Source organism: bacterium, assembly GCA_035454885.1.
Lineage (GTDB): Bacteria > UBA10199 > UBA10199 > JACPAL01.
In genome coordinates this window covers 22,851-43,148 of sequence record DATIGE010000035.1, presented here as the reverse complement: position 1 = coordinate 43,148, position 20,298 = coordinate 22,851, and the positions used below count along the sequence as shown (strand labels likewise).

The window sequence follows — 20,298 nt, the reverse complement described above, 5'->3', positions numbered from 1 at the left end:
AGGGTGACCTTGTCGCCGTTGGCCGCGCCCAGGGCCGCGATGCCGCTGCCCAGTTTTTGGATCTTCTGGTCGGAGAGGTCGCGCAGGAGCTTGGGATCGTCGATGGCGACGATCGACGTCAGGACCTTCACGCCGTTGACGTCCTTGATCTCCTCCTGCTCTCCCCCACCCTCGGCGCCGCGGGTCATCGTAGTCCGGGCCTTCTGTAAATCCTTCTCCAGGCGCTTGACCTGATCGAGGAGCTTTTCCACACGGTCGACGACGTCGTGCGGATTCGCCTTGAGGACAGCGGCCAGGCGGTCGATCTCCGACTCGAGCTTTTTCAAATAATGAGAGGCCTGGACGCCGACCACCGCCTCCACGCGGCGGATGCCCGCCGCGACGGAACCTTCGCCGGTGATCTTCAAGAGGCCGATCTGGCCGGTGGCCGCCACGTGCGTCCCTCCGCAAAGCTCCGTCGAGAAATCGCCCATCTGGCAGACGCGCACGCGGTCGCCGTACTTGTCGCCGAAGAACGCCAGGGCGCCCGCCTTGATCGCGTCGTCATAGGACATGACGGAGGTCGTCACGCCCAGATTCCGGCGGATCTGGTCGTTCACCATCTCCTCGATCTCGACCAGCCTTTCCTTGGAGACGGGCTCGAAATGAGAGAAATCGAAGCGGAGTTTTTCGGGGGTGACGAGGGAACCGGCCTGGCGGACATGCGTTCCCAGAACCCTCCGAAGCGCGGCGTGCAACAGATGCGTCGCCGAGTGGTGGGTCATGGAACCCTCGCGCCAGCGGGGGTCCACAGCCAGGTCCGCCTCGTCGCCCTCCTGGACCCTGCCCTCCAGGATCTTGACGCGATGGACGATCAAATCCGCGCCCTTATGCGTGTCCAGGACCTGGGCCTTCAGATGCTTGGTCTCGATCGTGCCGTGATCGCCCACTTGCCCGCCGCCTTCGGGATAAAAGGGCGTCTTGAGCGTGACGATCTCGACCTCCTCGCCCGGCCCGGCCTTCTCCACGCGCTGCTCGTCGGCCACGCGGATCATGGCCGCCACGGGGGATTTATCCTTCAGGTGGTCGTAGCCGACGAACTCGGAGCGGAGGCTCTTCTGCGCGATCTCCTGCCCAATTTCCAAATAGACGTCCTTCATCTTGGAGGCCGCCGAGCCCTTCCACGCCCGCCGCCCGCGGCCCTTTTGCTCCTCCATCAGCTCCTCAAAGCCCGCCATGTCGATGTCGAGGGAAGCCTCCTGGGCGATCAACTCCGTCAAGTCGATGGGAAAGCCGTAGGTGTCATAAAGTTTGAAAACGACCCCGCCGGAGAGCACGCGCTCCTTGGCCTTGCGGGCCTTTTCCAGTTCCTCGCGGATGATGGCCAGTCCCTTGTCCAGAGTCTCGAGAAATTTTTCCTCCTCCGAGCGGACGACCCGCTTGATCAGATCGATCTCGCGGCCAAGCTCCGCATAGACGGAACCCATCTCCGTCAGGACGACGTCGGCCAACTTGTAGAAGAAGGGTTCATTCATCCCCAGGAGCCTCCCGTGACGGATGGCCCGCCGGAGGACGCGGCGGAGGACGTAGCCGCGCCCCTCGTTCGACGGCTGCACGCCGTCGGCGATCAGGAAGGCCGCCGACCGGATGTGATCGCAGAGGACGCGGATGGAGACGTCGGTCTCTTCGTCCACTCCATATTTTTTACCCGTCAACTCTTCCGACTTCCGAATCAAAGGGGTGAAAAGGTCGCTGTCGTAATTTGAGTGCACCCCTTGAGCGACGCATGCCAGACGTTCCAGTCCCATGCCGGTGTCGATCGATGGCTTGGGGAGCGGCTTCATGTGCCCGTCCTCGTCCCGATCGAACTGCATAAAGACCAGGTTCCAGATCTCCATGAACCGGTCGCAGGTCGCTTCCCGCGACACGCCGCTCGCTACGGCTCGTAACGGAAGGCTGTCGCAACCGGGCGCGCAGTCGGGCTTGCCGCAGCCGAATTCCTTGCCGTGGTCGTAGTGGATCTCGGAGCACGGCCCGCACGGGCCCGTGTCGCCCATCGCCCAAAAATTGTCCTTCTCGCCCAGGCGCTTGATCCGGTCCTTGGGGACGCCGACCTCTTTCTGCCAAAGCTCCTCGGCCTCGTCGTCCTTCTCGTAGACGGTGATCCAAAGCCTCTCTTTCGGGATCTTCATCTCAAGCGTCAGAAAGTCCCAGGCGTAGCGGATCGCCTCGCGCTTGAAGTAATCGCCGAAGGAGAAGTTCCCGAGCATCTCGAAGAACGTGTGATGGCGGGCCGTCCGGCCGACGTTCTCCAGGTCGTTGTGCTTGCCCGAGACGCGCAGGCACTTTTGGGATGAAGTTGCCCGGGGGAAAGGCGCCTTCTGGGCGCCCGTGAAGTAGTTCTTGAACGGGACCATCCCGGCGTTGGTGAAATACAGCGTCGGGTCGTCCACCGGGATGAGCGAGGCGGACGCCACCCTCTTGTGCCGCAGCGACTCGAAGAACTTGAGAAACCGCTCTCGGATCTGGATCGATGTCATGCGTGTCAGGGTACCGGAAGACCGTGAATAAGACTAGACACTAACCGGCGGCGCGCTTCTTGGCTTCCGGCTTGTCCGCCTTGGGTGCCTCTTTGGAGGCGTCTTTCGGCGGCGTCAAGAGATCCTTCTCGATCTTGGCGGCGATGTCCTTGTTGTCCTTGAGGAAAAGCCGGGCGTTGTCTCGGCCCTGACCGATCCTCTCACCCTTGTAGGCGTACCACGTGCCGGTCTTTTCGACGACCTGATGGGCCTCCGCCAGGTCGAGCAACTCGCCCTCGCGGGAGATCCCCTCGCCGTAGATGATGTCGAACTCAACCTCCTTGAACGGAGGCGCCACCTTGTTCTTGACCACCTTCACGCGCGTGCGGTTGCCGACGATCTGATCGCCGTTCTTCAGGGGGGCGATCCGGCGGATGTCGAGGCGGACCGAGGCGTAGAACTTGAGGGCGTTGCCGCCTGTGGTCGTTTCCGGATTGCCAAACATGACGCCGATCTTCATTCGGATCTGGTTGATGAAGATGATCATGGTCTTGGCGCGCGAGGCGTTCGCCGTGAGCTTGCGCAGGGCCTGGCTCATGAGACGGGCCTGGGCGCCCATCTGGGCGTCGCCCATCTCGCCTTCGATCTCGGACTTGGGAACCAGGGCCGCCACCGAGTCGATGACGATCAGGTCGACCGCCCCGCTCTTGACCAGCATGTCGGCGATCTCCAGGGCCTGCTCCCCATTATCCGGCTGGGAGATGAGCAGGTCTTCGGTCTTCACGCCGAGCTTCTTCGCGTATTGAACGTCGAGCGCATGCTCGGCGTCGATGAAAGCGGCGATGCCGCCCTTCTTCTGGGTCTGGGCGACGGAGGTGAGGGCCAAGGTCGTCTTGCCGGAGGATTCAGGCCCGTAGATCTCGATGATCCGGCCCTTGGGAAGCCCGCCCACTCCCAGCGCGAGGTCCAGTCCCAGCGATCCCGTCGGGACGACTTCGATCTCTTGCAAGACCTCCTCCTTGCCGAGCCGCATGATGGCGCCCTTGCCGTACTGCTTTTCGATCACGCTGATCGCGGAACTCAGGGCCTTTTCCTTGTTGGCGGCACTGGTGTTTTCTTTGGATTCCATCACGGCCTCCTCAATGGGTATTCTTTCAGTTTGGTATAACTCGCCCCCTCGGGAGTCAAACGGCTTTTGTAGAGAAAAAGCCGGTCGACGGTGAACGCCCCAAAGCGGGCCTCGGACGCGGCCTTAAGGACCGCCGATACCCCCGAAGCACCCCGGAAATTCGGGATCCGGGCCAGCGTCAGGTGCGGCGCGAAAGCCCGATCCTTTTCCTGATGGACGGAGAGATCCTCGACGGTCTCCTGAACATGCCTTTGAAGATCCGCGAGCCGGTCGATTTCGCCGGTGAGACCCGCCCAGACAATGCGGGGTTTTTCGGGGCCCGGAAAGAAGCCCAAGCCCGCGGCCTCCAAAGACATCGGCTCGAAAGAACCGGCCAGCTGCGCCAACCGTCCGTCAATCGTCGCGATCATCTCTTCTTCAATTTCACCCAGAAACCGAAGCGTGAGGTGGATCGCCTCGGGACGCACCCATCGGAATCCGACCGTCCGCTTAGCGAGGGATTGAACCGTCGAGGACAGGTTTCGAAGGACCTCTTCCGAGGGATCCGCGGCAATGAACGAGCGGATTTTCATCGGGATTACTGGGAGATCTTCGCTTCCAGACGACGCATCTGCTCGTTCGAGATGATGTATTCGTGATGAAGGTCCTCGACCTTCTTGAAGAGGTGGTCGAATCGCCGGTCATGATCGTCGAGTTTGGCGTCAACCCCGTCGAAACGACTGTCGATGGCCTGAAAACGCGGTTCAAGAATATCATTATGAAATCGAGCAAACAGATGGGACAGCTCCTCCTTGAGCTCCTGCTTGAGCTCCTGCTTGAGCTGTCCCTGCAAGCTCTTGGCCTGCGACAGCGTGACCGGTTTTTCGTCGAAATCGTTCGTCATGGTCGGGCTCCCTTCATAGACCTCGCCTCTCTCAAAAGCAAGACCCGTGCCCGAAAAATCTTCAGCGTGTCCGCGCTTCCGAGCAAGATACCCGTTCGGATTTCCGGACGACAGGGTTCGAATTTCAGGTCTTGAGAAGACCAAGGAGTTTCTTCCGCAGCAGGTCCATCGCCGCGAACGCGACCACCTTCTTGAACCACTCGCGCGTCGTGGCAAAGTGAAGTTCGCGCTCGACCGTGCCGTCTCCGGCATCCAATGCGATGTGGACGGTGCCCACCGGTTTTTCGGTCGTCCCGCCGTCCGGGCCGGCGATGCCGGTGATCCCGATCCCGTAGGTGGTCTTGGCCAGTTTCCGGACTCCCTTGGCCATGGCCGTCGCCGTCTCGGGGCTGACCGCCCCGAAGGTCTTGAGGAGGGACTGGGGGACGCCCAGGATCTCCGTCTTGGAGGCGTTGCTGTAGGTCACGACGCCGCGGTCGAAATAGGCCGAGCTGCCGGGCACGTTGGTGACGAGATGGGCCAACTGTCCGCCGGTGCAGGATTCGGCGGTCGCCAGCGTCGCGCCTTTTTCCCTCAAGAGACGGCCGATGAGCGCGGGGAACGTCTCCTCCCCTTCCGCGTACACCCAGTCCGCCAGACGTTTGTGGATTTCCGTCGCCGCACCCGTCACGCGCCTCTCCAGAACGGTGGGGTCAGGGCCCCAGGAGGATATTTTGATCAGAATCTCAGGAAATGAAACACGATAGGCAAGGTCGATACCCGTGAGCTCCATGCCCTCAAGCCTCTGCGCCATCGTCGCCTCCGGAGCGCCGAAACAACGCAGAAGCTTGAAGGCATAGGCCCTCTTCTCCTCTTCCAACTTCATGAGCTCCGGCAAAACGGAGTCCTCGAACTGCTGGTGCATCTCGCGCGGCACGCCGGGCATGAAAAAATAGTGCGCCTCCCGGTGAACCGCGTGACAACCCGGAGCCGTTCCGATCTTGTTGGGGATCATCAGCGAGCCCTCGGGGAGCAACGCCTGCTTTTCGTTATTGGGCGTCATGTCCCGCCCGATTTTCTTAAAACGATTCTTGATGGCCTGGAGGGCGACTTCGTTGAGGACGAGTTTCTGACCGAACGCCCTGGCGGCCGCTTCGATCGTGATATCGTCCAGCGTCGGTCCCAAGCCCCCGGTGACGATCACCGCCCGCGAGCGTTCAGCGGCCTTCAGAAGGGCCTCGGCGATCTTCTCCGGCTCGTCGCCGACGGTCGTGTGCCAGTGAAGCTCGTAGCCGCGGCTCCAGAGCCGCTCGCCCAGCCAGGCGAAGTTGGTGTCGGTGATCGCCCCCGACAAGACCTCGTCCCCGATCGTGATGATCTCGATCTTCATCGGATGGCCCGAAGGGCGATTTGCAGGACGAGGTTCGCGTAGATCCCCGCCATGATGTCGTCCCCCACCACGCCCCATCCCCCGGGGAGGTTTTCCTGGATCCAGCGGACGGGGAAGGGCTTCCAGACGTCGAAGAGGCGGAAAAGGACGAAGGCCGCGAGGACGACCCTCCAGCTCGCGGGCAGAAACATCAGGGCGACGAGCATCCCGGAGACCTCGTCGATCACGATGACCTGCGGGTCCTTGGCGGCCAGGAATTCCTCGGCGAGCCCGGCGATCCAACAGGAGAGAAAAACAAAGGCCGCGACCGTGACCGCGAGAGGCCATTGGGGGAGCCTGAGCAAGAGCCAGTATGCGAGCAGCCCGACCGCGCTGCCCCAGGTGCCCGGGGCGAACGGTATATAACCGGCGCCCCCGCCCGAGGCCAAAAAGAGGATGACTTGTCGCACGGAAATACCTTATTCACTCCTTCGCTGGAGGGAAACATGAAATTAAAAGGAAAGACGGCAATCGTCACGGGCGGCGCCCAGGGCATCGGCAAGGCGATCTCCAAGAGACTCGCGGCCGACGGGGCCAACGTCGCCATCTTCGACCTCAAGCCCGAGGGCGGCGAGGCAACGGCCAAGGAGATCGGCCCGCAGGCGATCTTCCTCAAGACCGACTGCACCAAGAAGCCCGAAGTCGACGCGAGCGTCGCGAAGGTCATCGAGAAATTCGGGCAGGTCGACATCCTCGTGAACAACATCGGCTGGGCCCTCCCCACCTTCTTTCTCGAAGAGGACGAGGCCTATTGGGACAAGGTCATCGCCGTGAACTCCAAGACGCAGCTCCTGGTCGCGCATGCCGTCCTAAAAGACATGTCGAAACGGAAAGGCGGCAAGATCGTCAATCTCTCGTCGGACGCCGGACGCGTGGGTCAGATGCAGGGCGTGGTTTATTCGCTCTGCAAGGCGGGCGTCATCGGCTTCACGAAGGGACTCGCCCGCGAGGTGGCACGCTACGGAATCAGCGTCAACTGTGTCTGTCCGGGCCCGACCGACACCCAGCTCTTCGAGGAGGCGATCAATCCGAAGATCAAGGAGACCTTCATCCAAATCATCCCGTTCAAGAGGATCGCCAAACCCGAGGAGATCGCCGCGGGCGTGGCGTTCTTCTGCTCGCCGGACGCGGATTACGTGACCGGTCAGGTCCTGTCGGTCTCCGGCGGACTGACAATGGCCGGCTAGCGGAAATCTACAAGGCGGGAGGAGGGATAACCGTCTGCAAGGCGTCGAAGTCGATCGCCTCTTCGCGGGGGGCGAGTCCCGACCAGCCGGCGTTCGGGATCCGGAAATACTCCAAGAGCCCTTCCTCCGTCATCCCCCGGCGCTGGATCACCCAGCGGGCGCGACCGACGTTTCTCTCCAAGATCCCGTGCAGGACGTGAAGGGGCTGGCCCAAGATCCGGTCCATCCCGAACTCCTCGCGGATCAGCTTGAAGTGGTCGTGAGAGCGTTTCCAGGCGTCAATCCGTTCCCGGGCCAGGGCGATGGCTCCGTGCAGTTCCGTCATCTGGCGGATGAGCGGTACCGCAAATTTTTGGTCTTCCTGCCAGGGATGAAGGGGTTCTGAAAAGTAGTCCCCGTACGACACGCCCAAGCGAACGAAGCTGTCGATCGCATCCGCATCGACGCCGAGGCTCACCAGGAGGGCGCTCTCATAGGTCTCCGCCCGCCGGACGTAGCTGGATGCGGAAAACGGCTCGAGGCCTTCGGGAACCACTTCCCCGGACGCGATCCCGTCCTGAATCACCTGCGACAGGTTTCTCGTCGAAAAGGGATCCAGCCGCGCCTGAGACAACGAGAGCTGGCTCCAGGTCCCCATATAGGTCAGAAGCCCACGCTGGGCCGGGCTGAACGCCTCTGAAAGACTGATGACCGCGGTAAAAATCATGAACGCTCTCCCAAAATCACGTTGTGAATGGATCCGTGTCTACCCTGGGATCTTCCCTGATCCCCCGGTCGCCTCGTCGCGGATCCTGGCAATGGGACCGGATTTTCTCACACGGGACACGTTGAAGTAGGCCTCGATCCCCGCCAGTGACCGTGCCCCGTAGTCCTCCAAGATCTCCCGGGCATCCACGATCCTGCGGAGAAACTCCAACTGCATCTCGAACAGAAGAGACCCCAAGGGCTCCTCCAGACTGAGGTCGAAGGCCTCGCCGGCATCTTGGATCCCATCGAAGCGGTACCCCTGGAGGGCGCCCCGCCACGCCTTGAGCTCGGTCCGGGCCTCGCCGATCACGCGCCTGAGCGTGGTCAATTCGCTCTCAACCGCGGGAACGAACCGGGACTCCGAATACCAGGTCTCCCCCAAGATACCGGTCAGAAGGCGCTCCTGCTTGACCGTCCGGGCGACGAGAGAGGCCGCGGACAAGAAGACCGCGTCGACCGGGGACCGCCGCCTCTCCCGGATTTCGACCTCCATCCGGGCCGAAAGATTCAAGGGTGAAAAGGCGCTTCGGGAGAAGGGGGCTTCGTCAAAACTCCCCATCGTGTGGACGTAGTTGAGGAGGGAGACCTGGCCGGGAGAGAGTCCGGAAACGGGCAAGAAGGCCAAATTGGGAACGGCGGTGGACATTTCTTTATCCCGCCGCATTATAGAGACTCTTTCTAGCAATGCAATCAAATCTACGTGATTTTAATAGACTTTCCCTGTTGATAACCTGTGACAATACGTCTAACTATTTAAGAAATAAGGGCTATTGATCGCCTATTTTTGGACGAGCCGATTACGGAGGGGCCTCCAAAGACCCCCGGTCGAGAAGCATTCCCAGCCCCATTTAAGCCATTTGAGCAGGGCCATCGCCAGCCAGACCGCCCAAACAAGCATGGCGATCCGGTAGACGTACATGGGGAGCGTCACGACCCAAGGCCTCGGAAATTCAGTGGATATTCTATCCTGGAACCAGAGGAGCAGGGAGTCGCTGGACCCGTTCCCCTCGATCTGCATGACGGGAATGCCCAAGAGTCCCCGTTCGATGGAGAAGACCAAGACCACCAAGGCCGCGACGGTCAGGCCCACGACGAAGAGCTGGCGCAGGTCGAAGACGAAGCGGCCGGGCAGGTCCCGGTTGCGGCGCCAGCCCAAGGCGAGGAGCCACAGGGCCACGAAGATCGAAGACCAAATGGGGACCTGGGTGAGCCCCAGTCCCAACAAGAACCAATGATGGGCCTTCAGCGGTGTCAGCCGGACGCGCCCCAGCCCCACGGCGATCAGGGCCAGCACCACCACCAGGCCCCAGAACAGCACGGCGGGCCCGAGGCGGGGGCCGCTCGCCCACAGCACCCAGCGCCGCGGAATGGAGATCCTCGCTTCGGCGTTCACGCTCGGCGCCCCCAAATCCAGCGCGGGGGCGCGGAAGTGCGTCGAGATCCCGCGCGGCTCGTTCCAAGCGAGTTCCACGGCCTGCGCGCCCGGCACGACGGGGAGCGTCACCTTGTCCCCCACCGCGGCGATCGGCTGCGCGCTCCCGTTGATCGAGACCGACTTCAACTCCGCCCCCTCGGGAAGCGTGATCGTATGCTGGCCACCCAGGCTGCTGCGAATGGAGAGCGCCACAGAGGCCTCCGTCGAGCGTGAGCCCGGGGTCAGCGTCAGTCGGCTCCGGTCGATGGTCAGCGTCGGGCCTTCGACCGCCTCCGGGCGGAAGACGTGCAACACCGCCTCCTCCCCCGGCCAGGGCCTGAACGTCGGCAACCAGTCCCCGCCGTCCTCGAAATGGTGCACGACGGGGATCCCTTCCATCCGCACATGCCAGATCGGGCTCGCCTCGATCGTCCAAACCTCGGTCCACCAGGTCGAGTCATCGGCCTTCAGCGGGATCGTGGGGGACTCGAGGAGCGCCGACCTCCAAGACACCTCCGTCGCCTGCGGACCCAGATTGACCGTCACCTTGCCGCCCTCCACGCGCATTCCCGGTGTCGTCACCGATTCGCCCACGAGGAGGGGCACTTGCACGACCACGGCGGTGCCGACCGGTGTTTCGCGCGCGACGCGGGTCTCGACCTCCCAGGTCAGCCCCAGGATGATCCGCCTCTCCACCGTCAGAAACGCGGGCAAGGCGGCGCCGGAATCCGCCCGTCCCTGGGAGGCCGGAGAGGTCTCCGAGGCGATCTGGCTCCTCACGAGCTGGAGGTTGTCGTCGGCGACTCCGTCTTCATGGAGCCCGAGGAGGCTCCAACCCTCGGCCTTGGCCTCGATGTACCGTGGCTTGAGCGGCAACGGGACCTGCACGTTCTGGCGATCGGGCAAGGGGCCGGTCATGAGCACCTGATGCACGCCGGCGTCCAGGACGATCCACAGCCGTCCGTCCCCGGTGCGCGTGAGGTGCGCCGTTCCTCCCGCCGCCGCGGCCTTTCCCTTGTCGCCGGGCTTCACAACAACGGCGGCCCCCCCGACCATCACCTCCGTCGGTGACCATTCCTTGAGCGTACCGGGAAGGGGAACGGCGCTTGCGGCCTCGACATGCACCTCCATGCGGGCGGTCAGCGACTGGGGAGAGACCTCCAAGCGCATCCGCGGGATCGTCGCGCAGTGGGGTTGGCACTCGGGCCTTTCCAAGAGACGGTTTTGTAGCTCTTGCAAGAGATCCGGCGTGGGGAACTCCGCGCGGGCCTGGCTCCCGACGAGCATCATCGCCAAGGCCGCCGCCGCGGCCGCCGCCTTCCGGCCGGGACGAAAGAGGAAGGGGCGCTCCAAGACGCGCGCGAGCAAGAGCGCGAGCAGGGCCACCCGGGCGAAGCTCAGGAGGAGGTTCAGGAAGGGCGGTATCAAGACCAGGAAGAGCGACTCCCCCTCCTCCACCGGTCCCCACCAAATGATTTCAACCCGGCGCCAGCTCCACTCGGGCAGGCCCGGTCCGGTCTGCACCTTGGCCCCCGGTTGGTACTCGTTCAAGAGCTGGGACGGGGCCTTCTTGGCCTTCGAACGTATGACCATTCTTGCCATCGATTCTGATTTGGCGACCTGGGACACCTCTTGCTGGACCCTGGGGGCTTCCTCCAAGCCCCGATCGGCTTCCACCTCCAACGCCGCCGGAGGCGGTGGCGGAGGCATGGGCTCGGCCTGTGGGGCCATCGCCCCGTAGCCCCCCGCCGAGGTGGCGACGGGCATCGGGTACGCGCCCGTCGGCTCGAGCGAGGGATAGAGGCCCATCCTCACCTGGTCGACCAAAAAGGGAACGGCGACGACGATCAGGACGAGAACGGCGCCGATCCGGTAGAGCCGCACGAGCCTCCGAAACCGCCCTTCGGGGAGGAACCGGAGCAACCCGGCGCCGATCAAGACGGCGATCCAGGCCCAGAGGGGGGCCCCTGCCTCGGTCGCGGTGAGACCGAGCCCCGAGAGGGCCGCGACGCCCCACCGGACTCCCCAGAGCTTGGCGAAGGAGAGGGCGATGATGAGGACGAGAAAGATCTCCAAGAGCGTCCAGCGGCCCAGCCAGGTCGCCGGCGCGGCATCCGCCCCGAAGACCGCGAAGGCGCGCCATCCCGGAGGGAGTTGCAGGACCTCGGTCACGCGCTCGAAGGTCTGTCCCCAGCCCGTGGCGGGGACCGACCGCGCGCCCGATTCGATGCGGCTGTCCGCCTGAACCGTCACGCCCCCCTGCCGGATCTCCACGCCTCTCTTGCCCTCGCCCAGGCTCGTGATGAGCTGGTCCTTGCCGTTCACCGACACGTGCCCGAGGGCCAGGGGCTCGGAGACCTCGAGGCGCGCGCTCTTGACCATCGTTCCCGAGATGGCGTCCCGGACGGTGTAACCCCGGCCATCGAAGTCCAGCCAGAGGTTGCGGTCCAGGGAAATCCGGTCGGGCGCGTCCGTCGAGGCCCCGCGGCGCCTTTCGTCGAAGGCGATCGTCTCGCCCGGACGGATCCGGTAGGCGGGATGGGACTTCCACGCCTCGGGGAGCGTCGTCTGGGTCGGATCGATCGCGGGGACGCCCGTGACGTTCACGAGCCTCAATTCGTTCCTCGCCTCGAAGGCCCAAACTTCCTCCTCCGGCCAAGGGATATCAGACGCCCCCAAGGCGATTTCTTTCACCGGTCCGTGATGGCGCGCCCTCAGTTCCAGGTCCCAGGTCCCGGTCTTGGCCTGAACGCGGATCTTGCCGTCCTTTTCCAACTCCGCCGGGATCGGGCTCTCCAGGGACATGGGGATGAATCCCTCCGGCAGCGGCGAAGGCAGGAGCACGTCGCGCGTCTTTCCGGAGACCTCCAGAGTGATCCGCGTCGTCATCGTGAACGGAACCTCGTCGATCAGGAGCCGGTGCACGCGCACTTCAAGCCGATCGCGCTCGGGCTCTAAGAAGGCGGGCATCGGTTTCGATTCGAGCCAGAGGCGTCCGTCCTCGTCCCTCTGCACGCGCGCGGCGGGGCTTCCGCGAAGGGTCAGGCGCACCACACCGATCTCCGCGGGAAGCGCCAGCGAATCGGGCAGGCGGTCCCAAGAAAAGACGCCGGTCAGGGCGTAGGTCCCCTTCGGCACGAAGACCTGGGGACGACCGTCCCTCTCGACGAGGGCAAGGGCGTTCCCCCCCGCCCTCACCTCCTGGGGCCAGTGATCGGCGTCGCCAGGCAAAGGAATCCAAGCTTCCTCGAAGATCCGGGCCTGGACGGAGAACGATCCCTTCGTGTCGTCGAGCGAGAGATCCATCGGCGACACCCAGCGGCAGAGCGTCCCCGCCGTTCCGTTGAAGAACGGGCAGAGCTGATCCTCCCGCCCTTTTAGGACCCATGCGGTCCAGGGCTTGAGGGGCTCGGGGACCTGAAACTCGGCGCTCAGGTCGGGAACGGAGGATAAGAAGAGACAGAGGAAAGCGACGAAGGAAGAGAATTTGCGTGTCATGTTCGCCTCGATATTTTCCTCCCGTATCACGAATGGAGGATGGTATGGACCGAAAAAATCCAGGAGGGTGCATGAGGACTTGTCTGACGGCTTTGGGGATCGTTTTCGCCGGCCTCGCATTTTTCTCTGGAGGAGGCGCCGGCTGCGGGGGCGGGGCGGCCCGCGGGACGGTGAACGCGAATTTCGAGGACGTGAGCGAGGCTCCCGTGACGCCGGCGGGGGCCATCGACCCGGACGACACGGAGATGGTCACGGTCGTCGAGCCCGGGCCGGACGATCAGGGCGGCAAGATCGGAACCGTCGCGGACCAAGACCCGTCGCACGTCCTCTGCGTCATCATCGATCCCTCGCCCGGCGAGGACGCGGACCTCGAGGTCTGCGAGTCGGACCAGGTCAACACCGAGACCGCGTCGGTGGAGGGGCTCTGCCCGGATGCGGACCGGACCTCGCGTTGCGCCTCGCGGAACGCCGGGGACGGTCCGGATTTTTGCCAGGTGACCGGGGCGGCCGACTACGCCTTCGTCCTCATGAACTTGACGCCGCAGACGGTCTCGGCCGCCTATCGGGTCGTCGATGTGACGGGGTATCCGGCGCAGTCCTGTGCGGACTTGAACATCACGGAGAATTCGATCCGGGCGGATGAACTTTAAGGGCTGGAGGGCCTTTCGGGCTCCGGCAAGGTGAGCGAGCCCTCTTGATACCGCTTCATCAGAAAGTCCATGTCGGCCAGGCGGTCGAGCACGTCCATCCGGAGCTTTTCGTCCGGAATGCGGTTCAAGGCCATGATCTCGAATTGGGGGGGTTTGTCCATGACGGGCCCGCCCTCGCAGGCCACGATGAAATCCGCCGCCGCGCGGCAATAAACGTTCAATTCCGCCTTCAAGGATTCGGGAATCCCGTCGTCCTTGTAGACCAGAAGCCTTTGGATGTCCCCCCACTCCTTGGTACCCAGGCTCATGACCTGGATCTCGGCGATCGCGTAATCCTTTTTCTTGCCGTTGCAGGTCCGCACGATATTGATGTGCTTGGCGCGGTACCCCCTCGCGTTGTCCTTGATCTCGATGTTAGCCACCCGGAGGAAATGGGGGCACCCTTCCTGGCTCCGGGCCGCGGCCTCGTGGAGCTTCATGGCGCCCTCCACCAGGGCCACCGCCGCATCCACCTCCGCCTGGGAGCGGACAACGATCCTCAGGCCGATCAGATCGAAAAACTTCTCCCTCATGTTGGTCCAATCCTCTTCCTCGACGCGTTTCATGAACTTGGGAAGGAGGTCGCGTTTGATGCGAAGTTCGATGTGGAAATAGCTGAAGTTGAAGCCCTGGCTGATATTCTCGATGATCGCCCGGATCTCCTGCGCGAAGGGGTCGAACCGCTCCATGAACTTCCGCTCATCCTCGTCGCGCCGGCGCCGGTAGTGAAAAAGGTTCTGAAAAAGCTCCTCCCCGAAGAGGTCGTAATCCGGGCTCAAGACCGTGAACGACCGGTAGAAGGCGTGCATGGGCCTGGTAAAGAAGTGGTCCTTATTGTAGAGGGTCCGGATCTCCCGCAACGTGGACTCCGCCAACCTCGCCTCCTCGACAATCGCCCCCTCGGTCACACCGCGCCCCAAAAGGGACAGGAAGAGGCTGTCCAGTCTCGAGGTGACCGCCTCCTGGGTCGTTACGAATTCTCCCGACTCCGGGCCGTTCTGATACCGGATCTCCCGGAGGCTCATGTACTCGTAGGCGATATGGCGGGATTGACGCTGGAGGTCCTCCGAAAGGGAGAGATCGGAAACGGAGGCCGAGGTCGTGCCCACTCCGATGGGATTCAGTGCCGCTAGTACGGTACCGGCTGGAAAGGAGCGGATCATCTGGCGTTCTAAGTCGGCGAAAAGACGCAAAAGTTGCCTGGTTTGTCAAGGGTTGGATGGATTCTAAGCCGAGCCGTCCAATCCTCAACTGCCGCCCTCGTATTCCACTTGAATCAGTCTGACGATCGGAAAGATGATGTGTTTAGAGGTCATAACGACGTCCCGAAATTCCGGCCTTGCCTTCACCCGGCTCTCGATTCGAACATAGAAAGAACTATCCTGGTCAACGGGAATGCCCACCCGGCAATCGAACGTCTTCTTCCTCTCATGGATCGCCATAAAACCGGGATTCGTCCCCCCCGAGGTACAGACGACGGCCCCGGTCACGTAGTGATCGTCGACCACATGTTCCGGAACGACGATGAATTTCGCGGAGGAGTTGCCGTTATCCAGCAATCGGTCAACAAAAGCAGCCGAGTCCTCCCTCTCATCCGAAACCATGAAAGCCGTAATTCGCGTGACCACGGCTCCCTCGGGTAGCGGCAGGCGGCAGTAGCGGCTTTCCTTGTAGTCAACGTACTCGGATGCCGTGGGCTCCTCTTCGGCATATCGGCAAGAGGTCGTCTCGATCGTCACGTGGGGCACCTCTGGCGTTTCCACCCGCGCGGGCAACGATGCACTGAAAGTCGCGGTGGATTTGGGCAACCACGGCTTGACCTGCAAGTCTTTCAACTTCTCCGGACTCATTGTGACCTCTGCTCGGAGAACGGAGCCTGACGCCAGAAAGAGAATGATGGAGGCTGTTAGGAAGATATTCCGTTTTTTCATATTTTACTCCCCGTAGCCATTAGGTGGTGCAACTCGTGGGCCAGATGTCGTTGAGCCACCCCTTTGAAACTATTTGTTTTTTGTAAGCCTGCGGCGTGTAGACGTGTCTCAAATTGATAATTTTCTCATTTTGATAACGTCATGGTGCAATCTACAGGGGTTAGATCCGGTCGTCCACCGCCCCACAAGAATCGGCCCTAGCTCCTCTCCTCGCCGTTCCAAGGGAGCAACTTCCGCATTCGGACCGTCGCCTTGTCGGCGAGGTAATACAGGCTTGGCACCGTGTAGAGGGTGAAGAAGATCGAGACCCCGATGCTCCAGTTGAGGGCGAGCGCCATCGGCTGGATGAAGGGGTCGCTGCCGCCGATGCCGTAGGCGGCGGGGACGATGCCCAGGACGGTCGTGAGCGTGGTCAGGAGGATCGAGCGGAGCCGGACGCCGCAACCGGCCAGGATGGCGTCCTTGATGGGAATGCCTTCCCTCTTGATGCGGTTGATGAAGACGAAGACGAGCGTACCGCCGTCGACCACGACGCCGGTCATGCCGATGATGCCCAGGAACGCCAGAAATCCGATGGGCTCCCCGGCGAGCGCGAAGCCGATGACAACCCCCACGAGACCGAACGGGATCGCCAGCATGATGATGAAGGTCTGCAGCATGGACTCGAAGGTGACGAGCAGGACGATGAAGATCAGGAACATCGCCCCGGCGAGCGCCCGGAAGAGGCTCCGCATGGATTCCTGCGTGTCCTCGTCCTCCCCGCCGTAGGCAAAGGCGATGCCGGGATGGTCCTTGGAGGCGGTCCCGAATTTTTTCTTGAGAAGGGTGTTCACTTCCCGGGACGTGATGACCTCCTCGTCCACGTTGGCGGTCACCGTGACCACTCTCTTTCGGTCAAAGTGCTTGATCTCGCTTACGCCGGGGCCCTCCTCCAATCGCGCCACGTCCGCGAGGCGCACCAGGTTGCCCATCTTGTTCTCAATCAGCAGCGATTCGATTTCCCCGGGGTCGTGGCGCTTCTCCTCCGGGAGGCGGACCACCACGTCGATCTCGTCGTCCGTCTTGCGGATGGTCGTCGCCTTCAGGCCCTGGAACGCCTGGCGGACCGTCATCGCGATGTCTTGGTAATTGAGCCCGGCCTGCGACGCCCTCTCCTCGTCGACGACGATGTTGAGTTCCCCCTTGCCGCGCTCGTAATCGTCGCGGATATCCTCGACGCCCGGAAACTTGGCCAGCTCCGCCTTGAAGTCCTCGGCGAGTGCGTCCAATTCCTTCAGTTCGTCTCCGCGGATCCGCACGGCGACGGGCTTGCCCACCGGAGGGCCCGGCTTGATCGGGTCGAAGCTCACGCGCTCGAATCCCCATTCCGAGACGCTCGGAGGGAGCTTCGCGCGAAGCGCCTCCATGATCTCGCCGGCCTCCCGGTCGCGCTTCGTCTCGGGGGTCAGGTAGACCACCACCTGCCCCACGTGGGAGCCCCGCTCGGTGAAAGGGTCGCTGGGGTCGTTCTGGACGACGCCGACGTCCGTCACCACGTGATCCAGCTCGTTCTTGAGAAGCACCATCGCGAGTCTTTCCAGGACCTGCATTTTTTCCTCCATCCGTTCGAGGGAGGTGCCGATGGGCGCCTGCGCCCGGATGAAGAACGCCTCGATGCCCTTGGCGGGAAACAGCACGAACTTCAGACCGAGGACGGCGTAAAGGACGGCGAGGGCGATGACTCCGAAAGATAAGACGGTCGTCCAAATCGGATGCTTGAGGCTGTAACGGAGCGAGCGCACATAGAGGTCCCTGAAACGGTCGAAGTAATGATGCTGAACCTTTTTCTCGAAGGACGATTTTTGCCCCTCCTTTTTGGGCCGGCTCAGGTCCGAGAGGTGGGACGGCAGGATCACGAGCGCCTCCAGGAGCGATGCGGTGAGCGTGATGATGACCACCTTGGGGATGTCGCTTACGAACTTGCCGAAGATCCCGCTCATGAACAGGAGCGGAATGAAGGCGATGATGGTCGTCAGGACCGTCGAGATGATGGCCCGCCCCACCTCGGAGGACCCCGCGATCGCCGCCTCGACGTGCGCCTTCCCCTCCTCCAGATAGCGGGAGATGTTGTCGGCGACGACCAGGTCCTCGTCCACGAGCATGCCCAAGACCATGATGAGCCCGAACATGGAGATAAGGTTGATGCTGATCCCGAGAAAATTCATGGCCGCGATGGCCGAGAGGAGAGCGACCGCGATCCCCATCAACGCCCCCAATGCGACCCGCCAGGACAGGAAAATGACCATCGGTATGATCACGAAAAGGAGACCGATCCAGCCGTTGGAAATGAGGACGTTCAGGCGTCGTTTGATGTAATAGGAGATGTCGTCGACCAGGGCGATCTTCAGCTCGGGCCTATTCCGCGACTTGAAATCGTCCAAGACCGTCTGGAGGTCCTTCATCAGGCGGATGGCGTCGGCCCTGTCCTTCTTGACGACCATCAGGTTGATGGCACGGCTCCCGTCGGTGCGCTCGATGAAGCGCTCCTCTTCAAAACCGTCGCTCACGGCGGCGATGTCGCCCACGCGCACCCAATGGCCCTCTTCGTTGGCCCTGAGGATCACGCGGCGCACGTCGTCCGCGTTCTCGAGCTCGCCGGAGGTCCGGAGGATGAGCTCGCGCTCACGGCCCTTCTGCAACCCGCCCGCGACGTTGACGTTCCGCGCGCTCAACGCCTCCGTGACCTGGGTCAGGGAGATCCAATGGGTCGCCATCTTCGCCGGATCGAGCTCGACCCAGATCTCCCGGTCGCGCAGGCCCTCGCGCTGCACCTTCGAAACCTCGCTCAAGTCCAGGATTTCCGTCTCGAGGCGCAACGCGAGCTCCCGCAGCTCCATCTCCGGCATGTCGCCCGAAAGCGAGACGATGACGAGCGGCGTGTCCTTCGTTTGAAGCTCGATCACCTTGGGATCGTCCTCGAGGTCCTCCGGCAGGTCGTCCGCGTCGTCGACGGCCTTCTGGATGTCGTTATAGATCCGGTCCTTGTCCGGGGCGTCGGGGTCGAGCTCCAAGACGACCTCGGAAAGCCCCTCGACGGAGATCGAATACATCTTCTTGATGTCGCTGACCTCCTTCAGCTCCTTCTCGAGGGGGATCGTGATGCGCTTCTCGATCACCTCCGGCGGCGCACCCCGGTAGGCGGTGCTGACGACGACGATGTCGAAGGAGAAATTGGGAAAGGCCTCCCGCTCGATCCGGAAGAGGGCGAGCAGGCCGGCCACCACCAGAAAGATGGAGAGGGAGTTGACGAGCAGCGAGTTCTTGACCGAGAATTCGGACAGATTCACGGCGAGCCCCCCGAATCCGAAGACCGAGCCGCACCGCCGTTGCGGTGTCTTTCAACCAAGGTTTCTTCCGCCAATTTCAATCCCAGGACCGCCATCCGGTGCTGGAAGAGGGAGGCCAATGCCCTCCGGCGGGCCTCGAGGTAGTCTTCTTGATAGCGGATGACGAGGTCGCTCGACGACCGGCCGACCCGGTACTTCTCCAGTTCCAAGGTCCACTTCTCCCGCTCGACCCGCTCGATCTCGCGGGCGTTCGCGACCTGCTTCCGAGTGCTCTGGACCTCGCGCCAGCGCTCCTCGACCTCCTGCGCGACCCGGTTCTCGACGTCCTTGAGTTCGAAGAGGGCCTTCTTCTTCTCGTGCTCGGCGCGCCGGGACTCGCTTTTGGCGAGGCGGTTCTCGATCGGCCAGGCGAACTCGCCGCCGAAGAAGTAGGCGGGGTGATCGCCGCCGCCGATCTCACCGAGCGAGCTGCCGTAGGAGGTGTCGACGCCATTCAGCCGGAGGGAAGCGACCAGATCCATTTGCGGCCACTTGCGGTTCCGCGCGAGGGAGACCTCGATCTTCTGCGCCTCGACCCGGGCCCGGGCGGCGGCGTAGTCCGAGCGGTTGGCCATCGCGGAGGCCAGCGCGTCCTCGCGTCCCCCGCCCCCCGCCGAAACGGGAACCGCATCGGACGACCGCGCGTCCTCCTCGTCCGGGAAATCGAGCCCTCTTTTGAGGCGCCCGAGGGCGTCGTCCCTCTGGCGGATCGCTTCGGTGAGCTGGTTCTCCATTTGCATCCGGTTGGCGCGGGCGGCGAGGACGTCCGTCGTCTCGTAGAGCCCGAAGATCTTCTTCTCCGCCGCGAGGGCCTCTAACCGGCGCGCCTCGGCCACGGAGGTTTCCGTGACGTCGGCGTTTCCCCGGTGGGTCACCCAGGCCCAATAGTCGGAGAGCACGCCGTAGACCGCCTCCATCACGCGCCGGCGGGCGAGAAAGTCGATCTCCTCAAACCGCTTCTTGGCCAGGGCCACCCCGCCGCGGTCCTGCTTACCGAAGGTATTTTTCAGGACGGGCTGTCGGAGGGCCATCTCGACCGCCGGCTCGTAGTAGGGATTGAGGGTGGCGAACGGAGAGTTCGTGGAATTTCGCTGGTTGGTCCAATTGAGGTCCGCCCGAGTGCCGGTCGGAAACGCGCGCGAAAGACCGAGATTCCAATTGGTGGTCCGGTTGTCGGTCCCGAAGACGGGAATGGCCTGGTCGCGCTTGTCGATCAGGTGGTCCGCCGTCAAAGAGAGCTGCGTATCGTAGACCGACTTGGCGCCTTGAATCCCCGTCCGCCCGATCTCACGGTCCTCCCCCGCCACCAGGACGGACAAGTTCTTCTCCAAGGCCAGGTCGATGACCTTTTGCTCGGTCAGGTAAACGGTCTCCGCCGTCGCGGCGCGGCCCGCCATTCCAATGATGGCGAGGAAGAGTGCGACCAGAGCGGTTCTGCGAAGAAATCGGGCCGGCATGCGAGCTTGCCATCCTACATGAAACGGCGGGAAGGAAAATGAAATTTACGCCCCTCGCGTGCCGCCAACGGTTTCGAGCGGCGACTTGACAG

At 62.8% G+C, this 20,298-nt stretch carries 15 protein-coding genes; 2 read left to right on the top strand and 13 right to left on the bottom strand.

The features are described from left to right. The 6 genes from alaS to VLJ37_06285 all read right to left on the bottom strand — a co-directional run. Window positions 1–2,519, bottom strand: a 2,519-nt coding sequence (gene alaS / locus VLJ37_06310; protein HSA59282.1) for an alanine--tRNA ligase, incomplete at its 3' end; no start/stop codon positions are given. Between the two features lie 40 nt (window positions 2,520–2,559). Next, entirely contained in the window at window positions 2,560–3,627 is a 1,068-nt protein-coding gene (gene recA / locus VLJ37_06305) for a recombinase RecA (GenBank protein ID HSA59281.1), read from the bottom strand. Next, the gene (gene thpR, locus VLJ37_06300; protein ID HSA59280.1) at window positions 3,627–4,199 is read right to left on the bottom strand and encodes an RNA 2',3'-cyclic phosphodiesterase; all 573 of its coding nucleotides are present in this window, start codon (window positions 4,197–4,199) and stop codon (window positions 3,627–3,629) included. Before thpR ends, recA begins: the two co-directional genes overlap by 1 nt. 5 nt (window positions 4,200–4,204) lie before the next feature. Further along, window positions 4,205–4,510 carry a hypothetical protein gene (locus VLJ37_06295; protein HSA59279.1) on the bottom strand — a complete coding sequence of 102 codons (306 nt, stop codon included), beginning with the start codon at window positions 4,508–4,510 and terminating at the stop codon, window positions 4,205–4,207. 124 nt (window positions 4,511–4,634) lie between these two features. Next, on the bottom strand, window positions 4,635–5,879 hold the full coding sequence (locus VLJ37_06290) for a competence/damage-inducible protein A (protein ID HSA59278.1): 1,245 nt from the start codon (window positions 5,877–5,879) through the stop codon (window positions 4,635–4,637). Beyond that, window positions 5,876–6,328, bottom strand: coding sequence for a phosphatidylglycerophosphatase A (locus tag VLJ37_06285; protein ID HSA59277.1), 453 nt, complete (start codon window positions 6,326–6,328; stop codon window positions 5,876–5,878). Before VLJ37_06285 ends, VLJ37_06290 begins: the two co-directional genes overlap by 4 nt. Window positions 6,329–6,364: 36 nt before the next feature. On the opposite strand from VLJ37_06285, the gene VLJ37_06280 reads away from it, so the two are divergent. Continuing rightward, a complete protein-coding gene (locus VLJ37_06280) occupies window positions 6,365–7,105 on the top strand; it encodes an SDR family NAD(P)-dependent oxidoreductase (protein HSA59276.1) in 741 nt (246 codons plus the stop codon). Window positions 7,106–7,112: 7 nt separating this feature from the next. Here VLJ37_06280 and VLJ37_06275 read toward each other — a convergent pair whose 3' ends face one another. The 3 genes from VLJ37_06275 to VLJ37_06265 form a co-directional block, all read right to left on the bottom strand. Beyond that, window positions 7,113–7,811 carry a hypothetical protein gene (locus VLJ37_06275; GenBank protein ID HSA59275.1) on the bottom strand — a complete coding sequence of 233 codons (699 nt, stop codon included), beginning with the start codon at window positions 7,809–7,811 and terminating at the stop codon, window positions 7,113–7,115. Window positions 7,812–7,850: 39 nt separating this feature from the next. Further along, complete coding sequence (locus tag VLJ37_06270) at window positions 7,851–8,498, bottom strand: hypothetical protein (GenBank protein ID HSA59274.1); 648 nt, start codon at window positions 8,496–8,498, stop codon at window positions 7,851–7,853. Window positions 8,499–8,630: 132 nt separating this feature from the next. Further along, window positions 8,631–12,764 carry a hypothetical protein gene (locus tag VLJ37_06265; protein ID HSA59273.1) on the bottom strand — a complete coding sequence of 1,378 codons (4,134 nt, stop codon included), beginning with the start codon at window positions 12,762–12,764 and terminating at the stop codon, window positions 8,631–8,633. A 71-nt stretch (window positions 12,765–12,835) separates the two neighbouring features. Here VLJ37_06265 and VLJ37_06260 point away from each other — a divergent pair, with 71 nt between their 5' ends. Continuing rightward, the gene (locus tag VLJ37_06260; GenBank protein HSA59272.1) at window positions 12,836–13,414 is read left to right on the top strand and encodes a hypothetical protein; all 579 of its coding nucleotides are present in this window, start codon (window positions 12,836–12,838) and stop codon (window positions 13,412–13,414) included. On the opposite strand, the gene VLJ37_06255 is transcribed toward VLJ37_06260, so the two are convergent. From VLJ37_06255 to VLJ37_06240, 4 genes are all read right to left on the bottom strand, one after another. After that, window positions 13,411–14,616: a hypothetical protein gene (locus VLJ37_06255; GenBank protein HSA59271.1), complete on the bottom strand. Its 1,206-nt coding sequence runs from the start codon at window positions 14,614–14,616 to the stop codon at window positions 13,411–13,413. The genes VLJ37_06260 and VLJ37_06255 overlap by 4 nt on opposite strands. An 84-nt stretch (window positions 14,617–14,700) precedes the next feature. Beyond that, window positions 14,701–15,384: a hypothetical protein gene (locus tag VLJ37_06250; GenBank protein HSA59270.1), complete on the bottom strand. Its 684-nt coding sequence runs from the start codon at window positions 15,382–15,384 to the stop codon at window positions 14,701–14,703. 197 nt (window positions 15,385–15,581) lie between these two features. Beyond that, on the bottom strand, window positions 15,582–18,710 hold the full coding sequence (locus VLJ37_06245) for an efflux RND transporter permease subunit (GenBank protein HSA59269.1): 3,129 nt from the start codon (window positions 18,708–18,710) through the stop codon (window positions 15,582–15,584). Further along, window positions 18,707–20,206: a TolC family protein gene (locus VLJ37_06240; protein HSA59268.1), complete on the bottom strand. Its 1,500-nt coding sequence runs from the start codon at window positions 20,204–20,206 to the stop codon at window positions 18,707–18,709. The genes VLJ37_06245 and VLJ37_06240 overlap by 4 nt, the downstream gene beginning before the upstream one ends. Window positions 20,207–20,298 lie beyond the last annotated feature (92 nt).

What these genes read in the sequence shown, in the direction of transcription:
- recA (HSA59281.1), bottom strand. Translation starts at nt 3,627, where the DNA reads ATGGAATCCAAAGAAAACACCAGTGCCGCCAACAAGGAAAAGGCCCTG.
- thpR (HSA59280.1), bottom strand. Translation starts at nt 4,199, where the DNA reads ATGAAAATCCGCTCGTTCATTGCCGCGGATCCCTCGGAAGAGGTCCTT.
- VLJ37_06295 (HSA59279.1), bottom strand. Translation starts at nt 4,510, where the DNA reads ATGACGAACGATTTCGACGAAAAACCGGTCACGCTGTCGCAGGCCAAG.
- VLJ37_06290 (HSA59278.1), bottom strand. Translation starts at nt 5,879, where the DNA reads ATGAAGATCGAGATCATCACGATCGGGGACGAGGTCTTGTCGGGGGCG.
- VLJ37_06280 (HSA59276.1), top strand. Translation starts at nt 6,365, where the DNA reads ATGAAATTAAAAGGAAAGACGGCAATCGTCACGGGCGGCGCCCAGGGC.
- VLJ37_06275 (HSA59275.1), bottom strand. Translation starts at nt 7,811, where the DNA reads ATGATTTTTACCGCGGTCATCAGTCTTTCAGAGGCGTTCAGCCCGGCC.
- VLJ37_06270 (HSA59274.1), bottom strand. Translation starts at nt 8,498, where the DNA reads ATGTCCACCGCCGTTCCCAATTTGGCCTTCTTGCCCGTTTCCGGACTC.
- VLJ37_06265 (HSA59273.1), bottom strand. Translation starts at nt 12,764, where the DNA reads ATGACACGCAAATTCTCTTCCTTCGTCGCTTTCCTCTGTCTCTTCTTA.
- VLJ37_06260 (HSA59272.1), top strand. Translation starts at nt 12,836, where the DNA reads ATGAGGACTTGTCTGACGGCTTTGGGGATCGTTTTCGCCGGCCTCGCA.
- VLJ37_06255 (HSA59271.1), bottom strand. Translation starts at nt 14,616, where the DNA reads ATGATCCGCTCCTTTCCAGCCGGTACCGTACTAGCGGCACTGAATCCC.
- VLJ37_06250 (HSA59270.1), bottom strand. Translation starts at nt 15,384, where the DNA reads ATGAAAAAACGGAATATCTTCCTAACAGCCTCCATCATTCTCTTTCTG.
- VLJ37_06240 (HSA59268.1), bottom strand. Translation starts at nt 20,206, where the DNA reads ATGCCGGCCCGATTTCTTCGCAGAACCGCTCTGGTCGCACTCTTCCTC.